The following is an 18,744-nucleotide window of genomic DNA, read 5'->3' on the forward strand; positions in this document are numbered from 1 at the left end:
TCTTCACTAACGGGCAATCTGCACGACTCGGCAAAACAGGAAAAAACATAACCAGTTGATTTTAAAGAGTATTTCTACTGCTCCGGATTTGGCACACCGCTTGCGATATAACTGCTAACCCTGCCACCACACGCTGGTGCAGATTTTGAGAAAAACAGGAGTTATCGTATGAAGAAGTTCGCTATTGCCGCTGCTACCGCTACTGCCCTGACTCTGACCATGGCCAACGCTGCTTTCGCACAGACCTCGGCTCAAGCGCCAATGGTTCTGGCCGCTAACACCACTACTCAAGAAGTCAAAGAAGATACTTCTGATACCTGGATCACCACCAAAGTCAAAGCCGACCTGCTGACTGAAAAAGGCATCCCAGGTTCGGACATCAAGGTTGAGACCAACAAAGGCGTGGTTTCCCTGTCCTCCATGGTAAAAGTTACTGAAGCTCAGAAAAACACTGCCGTCGCTATCACCAAGAAAATCAAAGGTGTTAAAGACGTATCGGCTGCTGGCCTGAAAGCCGAGTAAACGAATACTGCCCATGAACACCCGCAGTCATTGATTGATGGAAGGTTCATGCGAGGCTACAAGGATGTAGCCATTAAAGGCCCCGACTGAAGAGTCGGGGCCTTTTCTATGGGACTACAAAAAATGAAGGACGGGGAGGCGGGAAGTATCAGTTGCGACGTTTGCTTTCGATGCCTACCAGACGGCCGCCTTCGAAGCGCAGGTACTGATACATGCCGTTGTCAGGACCGTATATCCACTCCTCGACCCTCACGACGTCGGACATTCGATAATTGTTATTGAAGGTTTCCTTGGTGCCGAGCACTTCCTGGCTGACCGGCTCTCCGCATTTCTGCTGGACGTCGAACGCCCGGTCACCGGTGCTGACCAACTGACTGCCGCAACGCAGGGTTGAGGTGGCATGTGCCGAGGCGACAACTGACCCTGCAACGGCGGCGAGGGTCAGGTTGATCAGCAGTTTGATTCGGGTGTGTGCCAAAGGCTTCACTCGCTGTCGAGGTGGAGGGGGCTGATGACTTTACCATCCGGTTGGGCCTGGCCCAGGCGGGCGTCGACAAAGTACACGCGAGCGTCTTCGAGCTTGCCCTTGTCCACCAGGTAATCCTTGATGCTGCTGGCTCTGCTCTGGCCCAGTTCGCGCAGCAGCAGCTCATTGCTGCTCCAGAACTTGAGTACAGCGGCACGCATCTGGGCTGAGCGTTGCTCCTTGCCCAGACTGGCCCATTCGGCGGGCGGCTGCTGTTTCATGCGTGTCCTGTAGATACCTTCAAGCATGGGCGCTTTTTCCTCTTCCGGGACCTGTATCAAGCCGGCCCTGGCTGGAACCTTGTCGCCGCGTCGCTGGAGGATCTTGTAGTACGTGTACTGGTATTCGCGTTCCAGCCTCTGCTGGGCGATCAATGGACCGTCACTGCTGGCAGCGCTGGTGCCCTCGATCTCCAGTTTCAGGTCCGGACGCTCCTTGAGCGCTACCGAGAGCTTGTCCAGGGCATTTTGCGCCTCTGCCGACAAGTCACTGGCGCCTGGTGCGAAGCTGACGCTGCCGAGGTCCTCGGAGCTTCCACCGGCGACCAGCCCGCCGAGCATCTTGAACGGGGCTTGCGCTGCACGCAGCACCAGGTTGCGCAGGGTCTGCCAGACAATCGGCATGACGCTGAACTGCGGGTTGTTCAGATCGCCTTCGATGGGCAGCTCCAGGGAAATGCGCCCCTTGGTATCCTTGAGCAACGCGACCGCCAGACGAATAGGCAGGTCCAGCGCATCCGGGCTGTCGACCCGTTCACCCAGTTGCAACTGCTCCACCAGCACCTTGTTCTGAGCCTTGAGCTGGCCCTTGGTGATCAGGTAGTGCAGGTCGAGATTGAGCCTGCCCTTACGGATCCGGAAGCCTGCGAACTTGCCGGAGTAGGGGGTCAGGTTGGTCAGCTCGACGCGCTTGAAGCTGGTGGTGATATCCAGACTGGCCATCGGGTCGAACGGATTGAGGCTGCCCTTGATGGTCACCGGCGCATAGCGGTCGACCTTGCCCTCGATGTTCACGGGTGCCGGCGTAGGCTTGCGGTTGTCGATGGTGCCGATACGACCGTTGAGCTGCTGCACGGCGGTGGCGAAGTTAGGGGTCAGAGTCATGTCGGCAAAGTTTGCCGAACCCTCTTTGATATTCACTTCACCCACGTAGATCGCCAGCGGGTTTTCCTTCTTGCTTGCGGCTTGCGTTCTGGCTGCCTTTGGCTGGCTGGCGGTCTTGCCGGCAGCCGCGTCGACTGGCTGCGGGATCAATAGATCGTCGATATTGGTGGTCCGGTCTTCATTGATCATGAAGCGCGCGTAGGGCTGATCCATATTCACTTTGGCAATCGAGAGGCCCTTGCCGTGCTGGTATTCCAACCCCTCCAGCGCCACTTGCTGCCACTTCAGGAAGTCGCGCTGTTTGAGCGTATCCAGTGTGTGCAACTGATTGACCTGCGCTTTACCGGTGACGCTGAACGCCAGTGGCTCGGTGCTTGTCAGGTCGACCGCCAGATCGCTGCCGAGCATGCCGCTGCGCAGCTCCAGACGAATGAACGGGCTGATGTAGGCCTGGGCGAGGCGCAGGTCGATGTCGCGGGTCGTCACGTTGAGTCGTGCGCTGACCGGGTTGAGGTTCACGTCGCCGGTTGCAGTGAGATTGCCCTGTTTGCCCAGTCCGGTATCCAGCTTGAGCGTGAAGGGCGCCTTGTTCAGGCTGTCGAAATTCTGCATGTCCAGATTCAGCGGGCCAACGTCCAGCGCGACGGGCTCTTGAGGCACGCGATCGGCCAGGTGAACCATGTAGTTGCGCAACTGCACATCACGCAACAGGACCTGCCACGGTTTGCCCTGCGCCACGGGTTGAGTGCCGGCCTTGGCTGAGGCCTCGGTGGCCGGCGCCGGCTCGGCGGCTTTTTCGTCCACGGCTGGCGTGTGCGGTGCTGCGGGCTTGCCCGGTTGGCTGGCGAACAGTTTTTGCCAGTCCAGTTGCCCGTCGGCTTCACGCGCGGCCCAGGTTTCCAGCTTCTGGCTGCGGATTTTGCCTACAGTAACCAACTGTTTTGCCAGGTCGACCGATGTTTCGCTGACGTCCAGGCGTTGCAGGCGCACCAGTGGGCGACCGTCGGGAGCGTTGAGCGCGAAAGGCGCGACACTGGCCGACACGTTGGTCAACTTCAGCTCGGTTTCCTTGGACAGATTCAGTGTGTAGGCCGTGCTGAAATTCAGCACGCCGTCTTCGAGCGCCAGCGGCAAGGCATCACGCACGTAAGGCCACCACAGCTTCATCTTGCTGTCGGTGACTTTCAGCGTGCCCTCGGAGGTGATCGGGATCAGGCTGATACGGCCGACCCAGTCGATCTGCCCACCGTCCGGCCCCGCCGCGACCAGCGTCATGTCGGCATTGTCTTCAGGCAGCGTGCTGAGGTTCTTGAGCTCGAAATCCAGCGCGTCGTAGAGAAATTCGATGGGCTGGCTGGGGCGCAGGTCCTGGAAGTGAACGTAACCGCCCGCCAGTTTGATTTCGTCGATACGCAGCGGGAACGGCTTGGTGGCGGGTTCGTCCTTTGTCGGTTCGCTGGCAGGCAGCTTGAACAGCTGTGCCAGATTGAGCTTGCCCTGTTTGTCGAACAGCAGCTCGGTGCGCGGTTTGATCAGCTCGACGCGTTGCAGATGCAGGGCCCGTGTCCACAGGCTGTTGATCTGCAGATTGGCATAAAGCTTTTCAAACGCCACCTGCTCCTTGCCCGGCGTGCCGATGTTCAGGCCCCAGAGTGTCAGCTCCAGCGTGTAGGGGTTGAATTCCAAGCGTTCGAGCTTTGCCGGCACCGTGGCGTAACTGGCCAGTTGCTGGTTCGCGATTCGCAGAGCGACGCCGGGAAGAATGAAAAACCCCAGCAAACTGTAGAGCGCGATCACAGCCAGCAGGGAGCCAAGTGTGCGTTTCAATCCTCTGGACATGGGCAGCGGCGTCTCTCTCTTTTGGAAGCCCTTGGAGTATGGCATGCCTGTTCGGTTCCGAAGGCACTGCCATCGTGGCTTGTAGGAACATTCCGGTTGCGCTTTACGATATCAGGCGCCGGATCAGAGTTGCAGAATCAGGGTCTTCAGTGGCGGTTGATTATCCTGAGACGGGAAGTCTGCGGCGGGACGCATCTCCTGGCAGTCGCGTACCGGACGCCCGGCTTTGGTGGCACAGCGCAGTACCTGCTCACGCCAGTCCTGCATGCTGACTTTCGCCAGATTGTTGCAACAAATCAGCACACCATCGTCTGCCGTGGTCAACAGCGCAGGTTTGAGCAGGCTTTGATAGTCGCGCAGCAAATCAACGGTGCCGAACGCGCTCTTGGCCCAGGCGGGCGGATCGAGCAGGACCAGATCATATTGGCGCTGTTGCAGTTTCACGTAGCTGGGCAATTGCTGGCTGCGGCGTGCGGCAATGGGCAGCCCGGCCAGTTGGCGGATCGCCGGAAAGTAGTCCGACTGGATGAATTGCATGGGTGGCAGTTGCGGATTGAGTGCACCATTCTCGCGACCCACCGCCAGATTGCCCTCGGCGAAGTCCAGATTGCACACTTCACTTGCGCCACCGGCCGCAGCACTGAGTCCGACGCCGCAGGTGTAGGCGAACAGGTTCAGCACGCTTTTGCCGGCGCTGTGCTGCTTGACCCAGCCGCGCGTGTTGCGCAGGTCCAGAAACAACAGCGGGTCCTGGCCTGCATGCCGGCCGCGGACCCGGTAATTGAGACCCCATTCGTGGCCGACATGATCGGCCAGAGCCGCTTCTTCAGCCTTGTACACGGTATCGTGACGATCCACGCGCGAGTTGCCTTGCGAACGATCGTTATAGACCAGCAGGGTGTCCAGGCCCAGGCGCGTGTTGACCTGCTCATGCAGCGCCAGCAGGGCATCGCGATCCAGGCGGGTGTGGAAACTCTGCACCAGCAATTGCGGGCCGTAGCGGTCGATGGTCAGCCCGCTGGCACCTTCCTGGCTGCCGTGAAACAGTCGATAGCAGTCCGTGCCCTGTCCATGCAATTGGTCGAGCAACGCCTGGCGATTGTCGAGGGCGACGCTGAGCGGCTGATTCAAGGAAGACATGCTGAGCGCCTCGGGCTGGAATAAGGCGCGGGAGTTTACCAGTTACCGGGCGCCGGAGGTTTTTGGCGTCAGCCATGAGCTTGATCTCCTGCGCTGTCATACAGCGCCAATATTCCCCTGCTACGGTGCTTTTTTACCTGTCAGCGAGGGGATAACCGTGAGCCAGTTCGATCTCAAGCGTCGCCGTGTCATCCAGGCTGTCGGAACTGTAGGTGCCGGTCTGCTGTTACCGGGTGTTGCACCGGCGGTCATCGCTTCGGTGCAGGATCGCCCGAAGATGGTGGATGGCGTGCAGTCCGGCGATGTGTTCGGCGACAAGGCGATCGTCTGGAGCCGTAGCGACCGGCCTTCGCGCATGATCGTCGAGTGGGACACGCGCAGCATGTTCACTCAGCCATGCCGCGTGGTGTCGGCGCTGGCCGATCAGCGTAGCGACTTTACCGCGCGGGTCGAGTTGAGCGGGCTGCCGGTCGATCAGGCCATTTTCTACCGGGTGTCTTTCGAGGATGCGCAGAGCGGTGTCGTCAGCGAGCCGTGGTTCGGCCATCTGCGCAGCACGCCGCAACAGCGTCGCGACATTCGCTTCGTCTGGAGCGGCGACACGGTGGGGCAGGGCTTTGGCATCAACCCCGATATCGGTGGCATGCGTATCTATGAAGCCATGCGTTTGCGCCTGCCGGACTTTTTTATCCACAGCGGTGACACCATCTACGCCGACAGCCCGGTGCCGGAGCAGCTCACCACGGAGGGCGGGCGTGTCTGGCGCAACATCACCACCGAGGCAAAGAGCAAGGTGGCGGAGACCCTCGACGAATACCGGGGCAATTACCGCTATAACCTGATGGATGAAAACCTGCGCCGCTTCAACGCTGAAGTGCCGCAGATCTGGCAGTGGGACGATCACGAAGTCACCAACAACTGGTCGCCCAGCAAACAGCTCGATGATCGCTACAAGGTCAAGGACATCGGTCTGCTGTCCTCGCGTGCCCGCCAGGCTTATCTGGAATACGCGCCGCTGCGCTTGCAGGAAGCAGACAACGGCGGACGCATTTATCGCAAGATCCCCTACGGCCCGATGCTCGACGTATTTGTCCTGGATATGCGCAGCTACCGCGCCGGCAATGATGCCAACCTGGCCGACAAACCGGGTCCGACCACCGCATTCATGGGCCGTGAGCAACTGGACTGGCTCAAGCGCGAGCTCAACGCGTCGCGCGCGCAGTGGAAAGTGATCGCGGCGGACATGCCCATCGGCCTGGGCGTGCCGGATGGCGAGGTCAGCCCCGGCGTGCAGCGTTGGGAGGCCATCGCCAACGGCAATGACGGCCCGGCGTTGGGGCGTGAGCTGGAGGTCGCTGAATTGCTGGCGTACCTGCGTGCACAGAAGATTCGCGATTGTGTCTGGCTGACGGCCGACGTGCATTACTGCGCCGCGCATCATTACCAGCCGGACCTGGCCGTGTTCCAGGACTTCGACCCGTTCTGGGAGTTCGTCGCCGGGCCATTGAATGCCGGCAGTTATGGTCCCAACGTGCTGGACAAGACCTTTGGTCCCGAGCTGGTGTTCCAGAAGGCGCCCCCTGCGCAGAACACCTCGCCGTTTGCGGGCTTTCAGTTCTTTGGCGAAGTGAATATCGACGGGCAGACCGGTGAGATGACCGTGGCGCTGCGTGATCTGGACGGTGTATCGGTCTTCGAGCGCAAACTCCAGCCAGTGAAGGAGGTCAGCCGCATCGTTTGATAAACGACAATCGCGGCGGGGTGGTCAGGGTTTCGGAAATTCCGTGCAACATGCTGGTCGTCGGTGGCCTATCATGAGCTACCTAACGACGGGACCGGACGCGTTGCATGCTGGCTATTTTTCTCGAAACCCTGAACATCACCGCCCCGGTGTTTGCCATGCTGTTTCTGGGCGTGTTCCTCAGGCGTATCAGCGCGATCAATGATGGTTTCATCGTTGCGGCTTCCGGGCTGGTGTTCAACGTCACCATGCCTGCGCTGCTGTTTCTGGGCATTATTCACGCCGATCTGCGCACCGCCCTGCAGCCCAAACTGCTGATTTTTTTCAGTATCGCGACGCTTCTGAGTTTTGCCTTCGCCTGGGGCTGGGCGATCTGGCGTTGCCCGCACGAAGAGCGCGGGATCTACGTCCAGGGTGCGTTTCGTGGCAATAACGGTGTCATCGGTCTGGCGCTGGCGGCCAGCATGTACGGGCCTGATGGCATTTCACTGGGTGCCATTCTCGCTGCGCTGGTCATCGTCTTCTACAACACCTTGTCGACGGTGGTGTTGGCGGTTTACAGCCCGGTGATCAAGTCCGACCCCTGGAGCATCTTCAAAAGCGTACTGGCCAACCCGCTGATCATCAGCGTGATCATCGCCTCGCCATTCGCTTACTTCGGCATCGGCCTGCCCAAATGGCTGGAAACCTCCGGCAGTTACCTGGCACAGATGACTTTGCCGCTGGCACTGATCTGCATCGGTGGCACGCTGTCGCTGGCCTCGTTGCGCAAGAGCGGAAAACTGGCTGTCAGTGCCAGCGTCATGAAGATGATCACGCTGCCAGTGCTGTGCACGCTGGCCGCCTGGCTGGCCGGTTTTCGCGGCGCTGAACTGGGGATTCTGTTCCTGTACTTCGGCAGCCCGACGGCGGCTGCCAGCTACATCATGGCGCGCACGGCCAACGGCAATTACGAGCTGGCCGCGGCGATCATCGTCATCACCACGCTGGCCGCCGCAGTCACCACCAACGTGGGGATTTTCATCCTGCAATGGGGCGGCTGGATCTAATCCGCTTTGACGTAGCTGTCGATCACTTCCTGCGCTGCACGAAATGCGTCGATGGCTGCCGGCACGCCGGCGTACACCGCGCAGTGCAGCAGCGCTTCGCGAATTTCCTCGACCGTGCAGCCATTGTTCAGCGCGCCACGGACGTGGCCCTTCAGCTCTTGCGGGCATTTCAGGGCGGTGAGGGTGGCCAGGGTGATCAGGCTGCGGGTCTTCAACGGCAGACCCTCGCGACTCCAGACGCTGCCCCAGGCATGCTCGTTGACGAAATCCTGCAGCGGCTGGCTGAACTCGGTGGCATTCCCCAGCGCACGGTCTACAAAGGCATCGCCCATTACCTGGCGGCGGATCTGTTCGCCGTCACTGATCGTCTTGTCTGTCATGGCCTTGCTCCTTGTCTCGATGCGGGTCGGAGGTCAGTGCTGGCGTCGCCAGGCGCGAATCGTGCCCCAGACAACCACAGCGCCCAGCACAGGTAACACCAGCGTGAGCATTTTGCTTTCAAGCCGTTCGGCCAGTGCCATGCCGGTGCTGATCGACAGGATATGCAGCCCGTAGGTCAGGTACAACGACAGTAGAAACAGACCTTCCAGGCGGTCTATCCGGTAACCGGAATAGAACAGCGGCACGCACAGCAGCGAGACGCCGAGCATGATCGGCAGGTCGAACACCAGTGCGTTTGGCGAGATCGTCAGCGGCACCGGGGCGACCAGTGCGGTCAGCCCCAGCACGCCCAGCAGATTGAACAGGTTGCTGCCGATCACGTTTCCCACGGCAATATCGCGCTCGCCACGAAACGCTGCGATCAGCGAGGTCATCAGTGCCGGTAATGACGTGCCGATGGCAATGATGGTCAGGCCGACGATGCGTTCGGAAAGCCCCAGGTGGATGGCAAGTACCACTGACGCGTCGACCAGCAGGTGTCCGCCAGCGGTCAACAGCAGCAAGCCAGTGGCAAGCATGAGGATGCGCGTGAAGGTACGAGGTTTTTCGGTTGTCTCGGCATGTCCGTGCCGCGGCGCATGACCGCCCTGGCGAATGATGACAATGAGGCAGAACAGCAACCCGGCAAGCAGCAGTGCGCCATCGAGTTTGCTGAATTCGCCACTCCACGACAGGCCGATAGCCAGCAGGCAGGCACCAATCATCAGCGGAATGTCGACGTGCAATACCTGGCGAGCAACGCGTAATGGAATGATCAGCGCGCACAAGCCCAGGATCACCAGCACATTGAAAATGTTGCCGCCGATGACACTGCCAACAGCGATGTCGGTGTTATCGGCAAACGCGGCTTGCAGACTGACTGCCATCTGCGGCGCGCTGGTGCCCATCGCCACGACGGTCAGGCCGACGATCAGTGGCCGGACCTTGAAAATCGCCGCCAGATGCACCGCTGCGCGCACTGACAGTTCTGCCCCGATCAGCAGCAATAACAAGCCACTGAGCATCTGGATGAGTGCGGGGGCGGGCAGGGCCGATAGCTGGAGAATACGAGTGTCCTTGTCGGGGGTAATCGAGGGTCGGGGTTAATCCAGGGCCTGCACGCGGACTGGCGCTGTGCCGCTGCGCAGCATACCCAGTTGTTCGGCCGCTTCGCGAGAGACATCGATCAGACGGCCGCGCGTGTGGGGGCCGCGATCGTTGATGCGTACGACTACCGACCTGTCGTTGTCCAGGTTGGTGACCTTGACGCGCGTGCCGAAGGGCAGCTGTCGATGTGCAGCGGTCAGCGCATTCTGATTGAACGGTTCGCCGCTGGCAGTGCGGTTGCCATGATGGCGTGCACCGTAATAGGCGGCGGTGCCGGTCTCATCATAACCATGGGGGTCGATGATGTGATTGGCGCATCCTGCCAGTAACGTCAGCAGGCTGCAGGCAAAAATAAGGCGGCGCATGGGGTGGGTTCCTGAGTGCCGGAGTAGTTGTGGTTGACGCTCGTGCCAAGGCTCCATGTCGGCATGCATTTCGTGACGCTCCGCGTCATAACTCGTTGTCACCGCGTACTCGACGGCGGACGCAGAGCGTCCGGAACTGCATTCCCACGCAGAGCGTGAGGAACGATAGGCGCGCGCGGACACCTGTCGTACCAATGCTCCGCGTTGGCATGCTTTTCGTGACGCTCCGCGTCATAACTCGGTGTCGCAGCGCGTACTCGACGGCGGACGCAGAGCGTCCGGAACTGCATTCCCACGCAGAGCGTGAGGAACGATAGGCGCGCGCGGACACCTATCGTGCCAATGCTCCGCGTTGGCATGCTTTTCGTGACGCTCCGCGTCATAACTCGATGTCGCAGCGCGTACTCGGCATTGGAGCGATCAGCCCTCCAGCTTGGCCTTCAGCAGTGCGTTGACCTGCTGCGGGTTGGCCTTGCCTTTGGAGGCTTTCATCGCCTGGCCGACAAAGAAGCCGAACATCTTGCCGCGCTTGGCTTCGTCTGCGGCGCGGTACTGTTCGACCTGTTCCGCGTTGGCTGCCAGCATTTCATCAAGCATCGATTCGATGGCGCCGCTGTCGGTCACCTGCTTCAGGCCGCGCTTTTCGATGACTTCATCGGCGCTGCCCTCACCATTGGCCATCGCCTCGAAGACCATTTTCGCGATCTTGCCGGAAATGGTGTTGTCGGTGATGCGCTTGAGCATGCCGCCCAACTGCTCGGCACTGACCGGCGACTCGTCGATTTCCAGGCCCTGCTTGTTCAGCAGGCTGCCCAGCTCGACCATGACCCAGTTGGCTGCCAGCTTGGCGTCACCGCTGATGCTCACTACCTGTTCGAAGTAATCAGCCTGCTCGCGGCTCGAAGCCAGTACGCTGGCGTCGTAGGTCGAGAGACCGAACTGGCTCTGGAAGCGTTCACGTTTCTGCGGTGGCAATTCCGGCAAGGTGGCGCGGGTTTCATCGAGGAACGAGTCCTCGATGATCACCGGCAACAGATCCGGGTCTGGGAAGTAACGGTAGTCGTTGGCTTCCTCCTTGCTGCGCATGGCGCGGGTTTCGTTGGTGTTCGGGTCGTACAGGCGTGTCTGCTGGATAACCTTGCCGCCGTCTTCGATCAGGTCGATCTGGCGCTGAATCTCGCTGTTGATCGCCTTTTCGATGAAGCGGAACGAGTTGACGTTCTTGATCTCGCAGCGCGTGCCGAACTCGACCTGGCCCTTGGGGCGAATCGATACGTTGCAGTCGCAGCGCAGCGAGCCTTCGGCCATGTTGCCGTCACAGATGCCCAGGTAGCGGACAATCGCGTGGATCGCCTTGACGTAAGCCACGGCTTCCTTGGCGTTGCGCATGTCCGGCTCGGAAACGATCTCCAGCAGCGGCGTGCCGGCACGGTTCAGGTCGATACCGGTCATGCCCTGGAAGTCTTCGTGCAGGCTCTTGCCCGCATCCTCTTCCAGGTGCGCACGGGTGATGCCGATGCGCTTGACCGTGCCGTCTTCGAGGGGGATGTCCAGGTGGCCCTTGCCGACAATAGGCAGCTCCATCTGGCTGATCTGATAGCCCTTGGGCAGGTCCGGGTAGAAGTAGTTCTTGCGGGCAAACACGTTATGCTGGCCGATTTCGGCGTTCACAGCCAGGCCGAACTTGACGGCCATGCGCACGGCTTCCTTGTTCAGCACCGGCAATACGCCGGGCATGCCCAGGTCGACGAGGCTGGCCTGCGTGTTGGGCTCGGAGCCGAACGTGGTCGCGCTACCGGAAAAAATCTTTGATTGGGTCGAAAGCTGGGTATGAATCTCCAGCCCGATGACGACTTCCCATTGCATGTGTTTCTCCTCAGAAGCCTTCAGGTGCGCGGGTGTGCCAGTCGGTGACTTGCTGATACTGATGCGCCACATTCAAGAGACGGCCTTCCTGGAAATATGGAGCGAGCAGTTGCACGCCGACTGGCAGACCGTCGACGAAGCCCGCAGGCATGGACAAGCCGGGCAGGCCCGCCAGGTTGGCGGTGATGGTGTAGAAGTCTTCCAGGTATTCGGCAATCGGATCGTTGGTCTTGGCGCCGATTTTCCAGGCCGGGTTGGGCGTGGTCGGACCGAGAATCACGTCGACATCGGCGAACGCGCTCATGAAATCGTTCTTGATAAGGCGACGAATCTTCTGCGCCTGCAGGTAGTAGGCGTCGTAGTAGCCCGCCGACAGCGCGTAGGCGCCAACCATGATGCGACGCTGGACTTCCGGGCCGAAGCCTTCGGCGCGAGAGCGCTTGTACAGGTCGGTCAGGTCTTTCGGGTCTTCGCAGCGGTAGCCGAAACGCACACCGTCGAAGCGCGACAGGTTGGACGAGGCTTCAGCCGGGGCGATGACGTAGTAGGCCGGGATCGCGTGCTGCAGGTTCGGCAGGCTGACTTCCTTGACGATCGCGCCGAGCTTTTCCAGCTCCTTGACGCTTTCATGCACCAGCTGCGCAATGCGTGGGTCGAGGCCTGTGCTGAAATATTCTTTCGGCACACCGATACGCAGGCCCTTGAGCGAGGTATTGAGGCTGGCGGAGTAGTCTGGAACCGGTTCGTCGATGCTGGTCGAGTCCTGCGGGTCGAAGCCGGCCATGCCTTGCAGCAGCAGCGCGCAGTCTTCGGCCGTGCGTGCCATCGGGCCCGCCTGATCGAGGCTGGAGGCGTAGGCAATCATGCCCCAGCGCGATACGCGGCCGTAGGTCGGCTTGAGGCCTGTGAGGTTGGTCAGTGCCGCAGGCTGGCGAATCGAGCCGCCGGTGTCGGTGCCGGTCGCGGCAGGCAGCAGGCGTGCAGCAACGGCGGCTGCCGACCCCCCCGAAGAACCGCCAGGGACGCACTCCAGGTTCCACGGGTTCTTCACCGCACCGTAGTGGCTGGATTCGTTGGCCGACCCCATGGCGAATTCGTCCATGTTGGTCTTGCCCAGCGTCACTGTACCTGCCGATGCCAGGCGCGAAACGACCGTGGCGTCGTACGGTGCCTTGAAATTGTCGAGCATCAGCGAGCCGCAACTGGTGCGGATGCCCTGGGTGCAGAACAGGTCCTTGTGGGCCAGCGGGGCACCTAACAGCGGGCCGTTTTCACCGGCGGCGCGGCGAGCGTCTGCCGCTTGCGCCTGGGTGATGGCCAGGTCTTCGGTGAGGCTGATGAAACTGTTGAGCTGCGGATCGAGCGTCGCGATGCGCGACAGCAGGACGCGAGTCAGCTCTTCGGAAGAAAACTTTTTATCGGCGAGTCCGCGAGCGATCTCGGCCAGAGTCATTTGATGCATGCAGGCGCTTTCCCTTACTCGATGACTTTCGGAACCAGATAGAGGCCGTCTTGGACCGCTGGTGCGATGGCTTGGTAAGTGTCACGACGATTTCGCTCGGTGACGGCGTCTTCGCGCAGGCGCTGGGTGGCTTCCAGCGGGTGAGCCAGCGGCTCGATGCCAGTGGTGTCGACCGCTTGCATCTGATCGACCAGCCCAAGAATGCTGTTAAGTGCTTCGGTAGTACGCGGGATATCGGCGTCATTGAGGCCCAGTCGGGCCAGATGAGCGATCTTTTCCACGTCGGAGCGTTCAAGCGCCATGGGGTATCTCCAGTGGAATGCTTATGGATTTGCTTTGTTGCCAATTGCGGAACACTATCGCGTTATTACTGTCTCAAGCCGCTAACGTCGAGGGTGGTGTTCGGAAAACCGCCAATTTAGCATATTGGCTCCTTGCCCAAAATCCCTGTCGTTGTTAGAGTTTGCCGCACTTTTTTTACCACGCGTTCCCTAGGGTCCCTTTCCCATGTTCAAGAAACTGCGTGGCATGTTTTCCAGTGATCTATCCATCGACCTGGGCACTGCCAACACCCTTATTTACGTGCGTGAGCGCGGTATCGTTCTGAATGAACCCTCTGTCGTTGCCATTCGTACTCACGGCAACCAGAAGAGTGTCGTGGCCGTCGGTACCGAAGCCAAGCGCATGCTGGGCCGTACTCCAGGCAACATCGCAGCCATTCGTCCAATGAAAGACGGCGTTATCGCCGACTTCAGCGTCTGCGAAAAAATGTTGCAGTACTTCATCAACAAGGTTCATGAAAACAGCTTTCTGCAGCCCAGCCCTCGTGTGCTGATCTGCGTTCCGTGCAAATCCACCCAGGTTGAGCGTCGCGCCATTCGCGAGTCGGCCCTGGGGGCAGGCGCACGCGAAGTATTCCTGATCGAAGAGCCGATGGCCGCCGCAATCGGTGCCGGTCTGCCAGTGGAAGAAGCTCGCGGTTCGATGGTTGTCGACATCGGCGGCGGTACCACAGAAATCGCCCTGATCTCCCTGAACGGTGTGGTGTATGCCGAATCCGTACGTGTGGGTGGCGACCGTTTCGACGAAGCGATCATCACCTATGTGCGCCGTAACTACGGCAGCCTGATCGGCGAATCCACTGCCGAGCGCATCAAGCAGGAAATCGGTACTGCCTATCCGGGCGGTGAAGTGCGTGAAGTCGACGTCCGTGGCCGCAACCTGGCCGAAGGCGTTCCACGTGCGTTCACTCTGAACTCCAACGAAGTGCTCGAGGCACTGCAGGAGTCGCTGGCGACCATCGTTCAGGCGGTCAAGAGCGCTCTGGAGCAATCGCCTCCGGAACTGGCCTCGGACATCGCCGAGCGTGGCCTGGTCCTCACCGGTGGTGGCGCACTGTTGCGTGATCTGGACAAATTGCTGGCTCAGGAAACCGGTCTGCCGGTGATCGTCGCCGAAGACCCGCTGACCTGTGTAGCGCGTGGCGGTGGCCGTGCGCTGGAAATGATGGATAAGCACACCATGGATCTGCTCTCCAGCGAATAATTCGCCGGGGTGCCTTTCACGGAGTCTTTTGTATGCAGGTGGCGGATATGCTACCTGTATGCTTCAGGCTGACGCCGAAACAGGGTGCCTATCTCTTTCATTTGTCCGGGCCGGTTACATACCGCATGAATAATTGCCAATCGAAGTTCGATCCAACGATCGCATGCCCCGGAGGAGCGGCCTATTAAACCGCTTTTCTCAAAAGGCCCGTCGCTGGGTGTACGTCTGCTGGTGCTGGCCGTTCTGTCGGTTGCGTTGATGGTTGTCGACGCCCGCTTTACGATCCTCAAGCCCGTGCGCAGCCAGATGTCGATGGTGCTCATGCAGTCCTACTGGATCGTCGACCTGCCACAGCGTCTTTATCAAGGCGTCGCCAGTCAGTTCGGCAGCCGCACAGAGCTGATCGCCGAAAACGAAAAACTCAAGACCGAAGCCCTGCTCCTGCAAGGTCGCCTGCAAAAGCTGGCGGCACTGACCGAGCAGAACGTTCGCCTGCGCGAGTTGCTGAACTCCTCGGCGCTGGTCAACGAAAAGGTCGAGGTCGCCGAGCTGATCGGCATGGACCCGAACCCCTTCACCCACCGCATCATCATCAACAAGGGCGAACGCGACGGCGTCGTGCTCGGCCAGCCTGTGCTCGATGCGCGCGGCCTGATGGGGCAGGTGGTCGAGTTGATGCCTTACACCTCGCGCGTCTTGTTGCTGACTGACACGACCCACAGCATCCCGGTGCAGGTCAATCGCAACGGTCTGCGTGCCATCGCCAGCGGTACCGGTAACCCGGAACGTCTTGAGCTTCGGCATGTGGCAGACACCGCAGACATCAAGGAAGGCGACCTGCTGGTCAGTTCGGGCCTTGGGCAGCGCTTCCCGGCCGGTTATCCGGTGGCGACGGTCAAGGAAGTGATTCACGACTCCGGCCAGCCGTTCGCGATCGTTCGTGCGGTGCCGACCGCTGCGCTGAATCGGAGTCGCTATCTGTTGCTGGTGTTCTCCGACGGCCGCTCGCCGGAGGAGCGCGCTGCCGATGCAGCCCAGGCACAGGAATCCATCGACAAGGGCGTCGAGCCTTCCGTGATGGCGACGCTGCCGCCGCCGACTCCCGCCTTCCCGATGTGGCCGCAGGCAGTCGTTCCGGTCTTTCCGGGCAGTACGCTGACGCACAAGCCTGCAGCGCAATCGACAACGCCGGCATCGGCGGCGACACCCGCGACGCCGGCAAGGCCTGCTTCCCGGCCTGCGGCATCACAGCCACCTGCCTCAAGACCTTCCACTGCCCGGGAGCCTATCGATGGTTAGTCATGTTTCCGGGCGCAATGGCTGGGTGGTCTGGCTGACATTTGCGATCGGTCTGTTATTGAGCGTTTCGCCGCTGCCGCAATTCATGGAAATTTTCCGGCCGCTGTGGCTGGCCCTGCTGCTGACCTTCTGGGTTCTGGCACTGCCGCACAAATACGGCATGACCACCGCGTGGATACTGGGCCTGATGGAGGATGTGCTGTATGGCACATTGCTCGGTCAGAATGCCCTGATCCTCAGCCTGATTACCTTTCTGGTGATGTCCCTGCAGCAGCGCCTGCGCATGTTCCCCATGTGGCAACAGTGCCTGGTGCTATTGGTGGTATTCGGTCTGGCGCAGCTTGCGCAACTCTGGCTGAGTGCGCTGACCGGCAACCGTCAGCCTACGCTGGCGCTGGTGCTGCCCGCGTTGGTCAGCGCCCTGTTGTGGCCCTGGATCAGTTATGGCCTGCGTGGATTGCGCAAACGTTTGAAAATCAATTAAGCGCAAGGTGAGCGCGACGCCTCGCTGCGTTGTTCGCGCTCACCCGCACAGACACGGAGATGTCCTTATGCCCTCGCTTTATCTGGCTTCTGGCTCGCCGCGCCGCCGCGAACTTCTGACTCAGATCGGTGTGTCCTTTACCGTACTGAGCGCTCAGATCGATGAAACCCCCTTCGACCGTGAAACCCCGGCCGCCTATGTCGAGCGTCTTGCGCTGGGCAAGGCTCAGGCCGGGCTGTCCGTGTTGCCTGCCGAACAACAGGCCTGCGTAATGGGGGCCGACACGGCGGTTGTGCTGGATGGGCGCATTCTCGGCAAGCCGGTCGATAAAGCGGATGCGCAGGCCATGCTCATGGCCATGTCCGGGCGCGAGCATGAAGTGCTGACGGCTGTCGCGCTCTGTGATCGGCAACGCAGCGAAACCCGTATTGTTACCAGTCGTGTGCGCTTTCGCCCTATTCAAACCCATGAAGCCCAGGCCTACTGGACCAGTGGCGAGCCCGCCGACAAGGCCGGCGGCTATGCCATCCAGGGGTTGGCAGCGATTTTCGTCGAGGGCCTGCAAGGCAGCTATTCTGGGGTGGTAGGTCTGCCCCTGTGCGAAACCGCAGAACTGCTCGGCCATTTCGGCATACCCTGCTGGCAATGCCTGGAAGGTGACAAGTCATGAGTGAAGAAATTCTGATCAACATTACGCCGATGGAATCGCGCGTGGCAGTGGTGGAAAACGGGGTTCTGCAAGAGGTGCACGTCGAGCGCACCCAGCGTCGCGGCATCGTCGGCAATATCTACAAAGGCAAGGTCGTGCGGGTGCTTCCCGGCATGCAGGCGGCGTTCATCGACATCGGCCTGGACCGTGCGGCGTTCATTCACGCCTCGGAAATATCCATGCGTGAAGGGCCCGCGGTCGAGAGCATTGCGTCGCTGGTACACGATGGCCAGAGCCTCGTCGTGCAAGTCACCAAAGACCCGATCGGCAGCAAGGGTGCCCGGCTGACCACACAACTCTCCATTCCGTCGCGTTATCTGGTGTACATGCCGCGCACTGCGCATGTGGGCATTTCGCTGAAAATCGAGGATGAAGCCGAGCGCGAACGACTCAAGAAGGTGGTCAGCGATTGTGTCGCCCTGGAGGGTATCAAGGAGTCCGGAGGTTTCATTCTGCGCACTGCTGCCGAAGGCGCCGGTGCCGACGAAATCCTGATGGACATCCGTTATCTGCGCAGGCTCTGGGATCAGATCGGCGAGCAGATCAAGACCGTCAGCCCGCCCACGGTGATTTACGAAGACCTGGGCCTGGCGCTGCGAACCTTGCGCGATCTGGTCAGCCCGCGCATCGAGAAGATCCGTATCGACTCGCGGGAAACCTTTCAGAAGACCACTCAGTTCGTCGCCGAGCTGATGCCGGAAATTGCTGACAGGCTCGAGCACTATCCGGGCGAGCGGCCGATCTTCGACCTCTATGGGGTCGAGGACGAAATCCAGAAGGCCCTCGAGCGCAAGGTGCCGCTCAAGTCGGGCGGCTATCTGGTGGTCGATCCGGCTGAGGCGATGAGCACCATCGACGTCAATACCGGTGCGTTCGTGGGCCATCGCAACCTCGAAGAAACCATCTTCAAGACGAATCTGGAAGCCGCCACGGCCATCGCCCGGCAGCTGCGCCTGCGCAATCTGGGCGGCATCATCATCATCGATTTCATCGACATGGAAGATGGTGAGCACCAGCGTCAGGTGCTGCGCACGCTGGAGAAACAGCTGGAACGCGATCACGCCAAGACCAACATCATCGGCATCACCGAGCTGGGTCTGGTGCAGATGACGCGCAAGCGCACCCGTGAAAGTCTCGAGCAGGTGCTCTGCGAACCCTGTCATTGCTGCGCCGGGCGGGGCAAGCTGAAGACCCCCGAGACCATCTGCTACGAAATCTTCCGGGAAATCCTGCGCGAAGCCAGGGCCTATCAGGCAGTGGGCTATCGCGTTCTGGCCAATCAGCGCGTGGTGGATCGCCTGCTCGACGAGGAGTCCGGCAATGTGGCTGAACTGGAGAGCTTTATTGGCCGCACTATCCGTTTTCAGGTAGAAACCATGTACTCGCAGGAACAATACGACGTGGTGCTGCTCTGAGGGTGCTGATCGTTTGAAATATTATGACAAGTGCCCTACGGGTTTCTGGCAGGTATGCCGTTTTATCGAGAATGATGCGTGGCGAACGAGCAAAACCTGTACCTGACCGCACCTGCACACCTGAGCCGGAACCCGTTCGCCGATTCCGCTCC

The 18,744-nt window shown here is 60.3% G+C and carries 17 protein-coding genes; 8 read left to right on the forward strand and 9 right to left on the reverse strand.

What is annotated here, in order from left to right; translation table 11 throughout:
- Positions 1–168: 168 nt before the first annotated feature.
- Complete coding sequence (locus JOE33_RS18710) at positions 169–522, forward strand: BON domain-containing protein (protein WP_002555119.1); 354 nt, start codon at positions 169–171, stop codon at positions 520–522.
- A 148-nt stretch (positions 523–670) separates the two neighbouring features.
- On the opposite strand, the gene JOE33_RS18715 is transcribed toward JOE33_RS18710, so the two are convergent.
- From JOE33_RS18715 to JOE33_RS18725, 3 genes are all read right to left on the reverse strand, one after another.
- Positions 671–1,000, reverse strand: a complete 330-nt coding sequence (locus tag JOE33_RS18715; protein ID WP_187624938.1) for a DUF2845 domain-containing protein — start codon at positions 998–1,000, stop codon at positions 671–673.
- 5 nt (positions 1,001–1,005) lie between these two features.
- The gene (locus JOE33_RS18720) at positions 1,006–3,990 is read right to left on the reverse strand and encodes a DUF748 domain-containing protein (protein WP_187624967.1); all 2,985 of its coding nucleotides are present in this window, start codon (positions 3,988–3,990) and stop codon (positions 1,006–1,008) included.
- Between the two features lie 123 nt (positions 3,991–4,113).
- The gene (locus tag JOE33_RS18725; RefSeq protein ID WP_010427764.1) at positions 4,114–5,130 is read right to left on the reverse strand and encodes a class I SAM-dependent methyltransferase; all 1,017 of its coding nucleotides are present in this window, start codon (positions 5,128–5,130) and stop codon (positions 4,114–4,116) included.
- A 157-nt stretch (positions 5,131–5,287) separates the two neighbouring features.
- Here JOE33_RS18725 and JOE33_RS18730 point away from each other — a divergent pair, with 157 nt between their 5' ends.
- Positions 5,288–6,871: an alkaline phosphatase D family protein gene (locus tag JOE33_RS18730; RefSeq protein ID WP_187624939.1), complete on the forward strand. Its 1,584-nt coding sequence runs from the start codon at positions 5,288–5,290 to the stop codon at positions 6,869–6,871.
- A gap of 107 nt (positions 6,872–6,978) precedes the next feature.
- The gene (locus tag JOE33_RS18735) at positions 6,979–7,920 is read left to right on the forward strand and encodes an AEC family transporter (RefSeq protein WP_096124471.1); all 942 of its coding nucleotides are present in this window, start codon (positions 6,979–6,981) and stop codon (positions 7,918–7,920) included.
- On the opposite strand, the gene JOE33_RS18740 is transcribed toward JOE33_RS18735, so the two are convergent.
- The 6 genes from JOE33_RS18740 to gatC all read right to left on the reverse strand — a co-directional run bounded on the left by JOE33_RS18740 (position 7,917) and on the right by gatC (position 13,442).
- Complete coding sequence (locus JOE33_RS18740) at positions 7,917–8,300, reverse strand: carboxymuconolactone decarboxylase family protein (protein WP_096139201.1); 384 nt, start codon at positions 8,298–8,300, stop codon at positions 7,917–7,919. The two genes, JOE33_RS18735 and JOE33_RS18740, sit on opposite strands and share 4 nt — an antisense overlap.
- Before the next feature lie 33 nt (positions 8,301–8,333).
- Positions 8,334–9,365 carry a calcium/sodium antiporter gene (locus JOE33_RS18745; protein ID WP_096101263.1) on the reverse strand — a complete coding sequence of 344 codons (1,032 nt, stop codon included), beginning with the start codon at positions 9,363–9,365 and terminating at the stop codon, positions 8,334–8,336.
- A gap of 78 nt (positions 9,366–9,443) precedes the next feature.
- The gene (locus JOE33_RS18750) at positions 9,444–9,812 is read right to left on the reverse strand and encodes a septal ring lytic transglycosylase RlpA family protein (RefSeq protein WP_002555111.1); all 369 of its coding nucleotides are present in this window, start codon (positions 9,810–9,812) and stop codon (positions 9,444–9,446) included.
- A gap of 420 nt (positions 9,813–10,232) precedes the next feature.
- Positions 10,233–11,678, reverse strand: a complete 1,446-nt coding sequence (gatB, locus tag JOE33_RS18755) for an Asp-tRNA(Asn)/Glu-tRNA(Gln) amidotransferase subunit GatB (RefSeq protein WP_032615147.1) — start codon at positions 11,676–11,678, stop codon at positions 10,233–10,235.
- A gap of 10 nt (positions 11,679–11,688) precedes the next feature.
- Positions 11,689–13,140, reverse strand: coding sequence for an Asp-tRNA(Asn)/Glu-tRNA(Gln) amidotransferase subunit GatA (gene gatA, locus JOE33_RS18760; RefSeq protein ID WP_187624940.1), 1,452 nt, complete (start codon positions 13,138–13,140; stop codon positions 11,689–11,691).
- Between the two features lie 14 nt (positions 13,141–13,154).
- Entirely contained in the window at positions 13,155–13,442 is a 288-nt protein-coding gene (gatC, locus tag JOE33_RS18765; protein WP_002555109.1) for an Asp-tRNA(Asn)/Glu-tRNA(Gln) amidotransferase subunit GatC, read from the reverse strand.
- 205 nt (positions 13,443–13,647) lie between these two features.
- Here gatC and mreB point away from each other — a divergent pair, with 205 nt between their 5' ends.
- The 5 genes from mreB to rng all read left to right on the forward strand — a co-directional run bounded on the left by mreB (position 13,648) and on the right by rng (position 18,592).
- Positions 13,648–14,685 carry a rod shape-determining protein MreB gene (gene mreB, locus JOE33_RS18770; protein WP_002555108.1) on the forward strand — a complete coding sequence of 346 codons (1,038 nt, stop codon included), beginning with the start codon at positions 13,648–13,650 and terminating at the stop codon, positions 14,683–14,685.
- 183 nt (positions 14,686–14,868) lie between these two features.
- Positions 14,869–15,984 carry a rod shape-determining protein MreC gene (gene mreC / locus JOE33_RS18775; protein ID WP_187624968.1) on the forward strand — a complete coding sequence of 372 codons (1,116 nt, stop codon included), beginning with the start codon at positions 14,869–14,871 and terminating at the stop codon, positions 15,982–15,984.
- Positions 15,977–16,468: a rod shape-determining protein MreD gene (gene mreD / locus JOE33_RS18780; RefSeq protein ID WP_003364106.1), complete on the forward strand. Its 492-nt coding sequence runs from the start codon at positions 15,977–15,979 to the stop codon at positions 16,466–16,468. Before mreC ends, mreD begins: the two co-directional genes overlap by 8 nt.
- Before the next feature lie 67 nt (positions 16,469–16,535).
- On the forward strand, positions 16,536–17,138 hold the full coding sequence (locus tag JOE33_RS18785; protein WP_187624941.1) for a Maf family protein: 603 nt from the start codon (positions 16,536–16,538) through the stop codon (positions 17,136–17,138).
- The gene (gene rng, locus JOE33_RS18790) at positions 17,135–18,592 is read left to right on the forward strand and encodes a ribonuclease G (protein ID WP_010427545.1); all 1,458 of its coding nucleotides are present in this window, start codon (positions 17,135–17,137) and stop codon (positions 18,590–18,592) included. The genes JOE33_RS18785 and rng overlap by 4 nt, the downstream gene beginning before the upstream one ends.
- Positions 18,593–18,744: the final 152 nt, after the last annotated feature.

The organism is Pseudomonas sp. PvP027, from assembly GCF_017833005.1.
In the GTDB taxonomy this organism is placed as follows: domain Bacteria; phylum Pseudomonadota; class Gammaproteobacteria; order Pseudomonadales; family Pseudomonadaceae; genus Aquipseudomonas; species Aquipseudomonas congelans.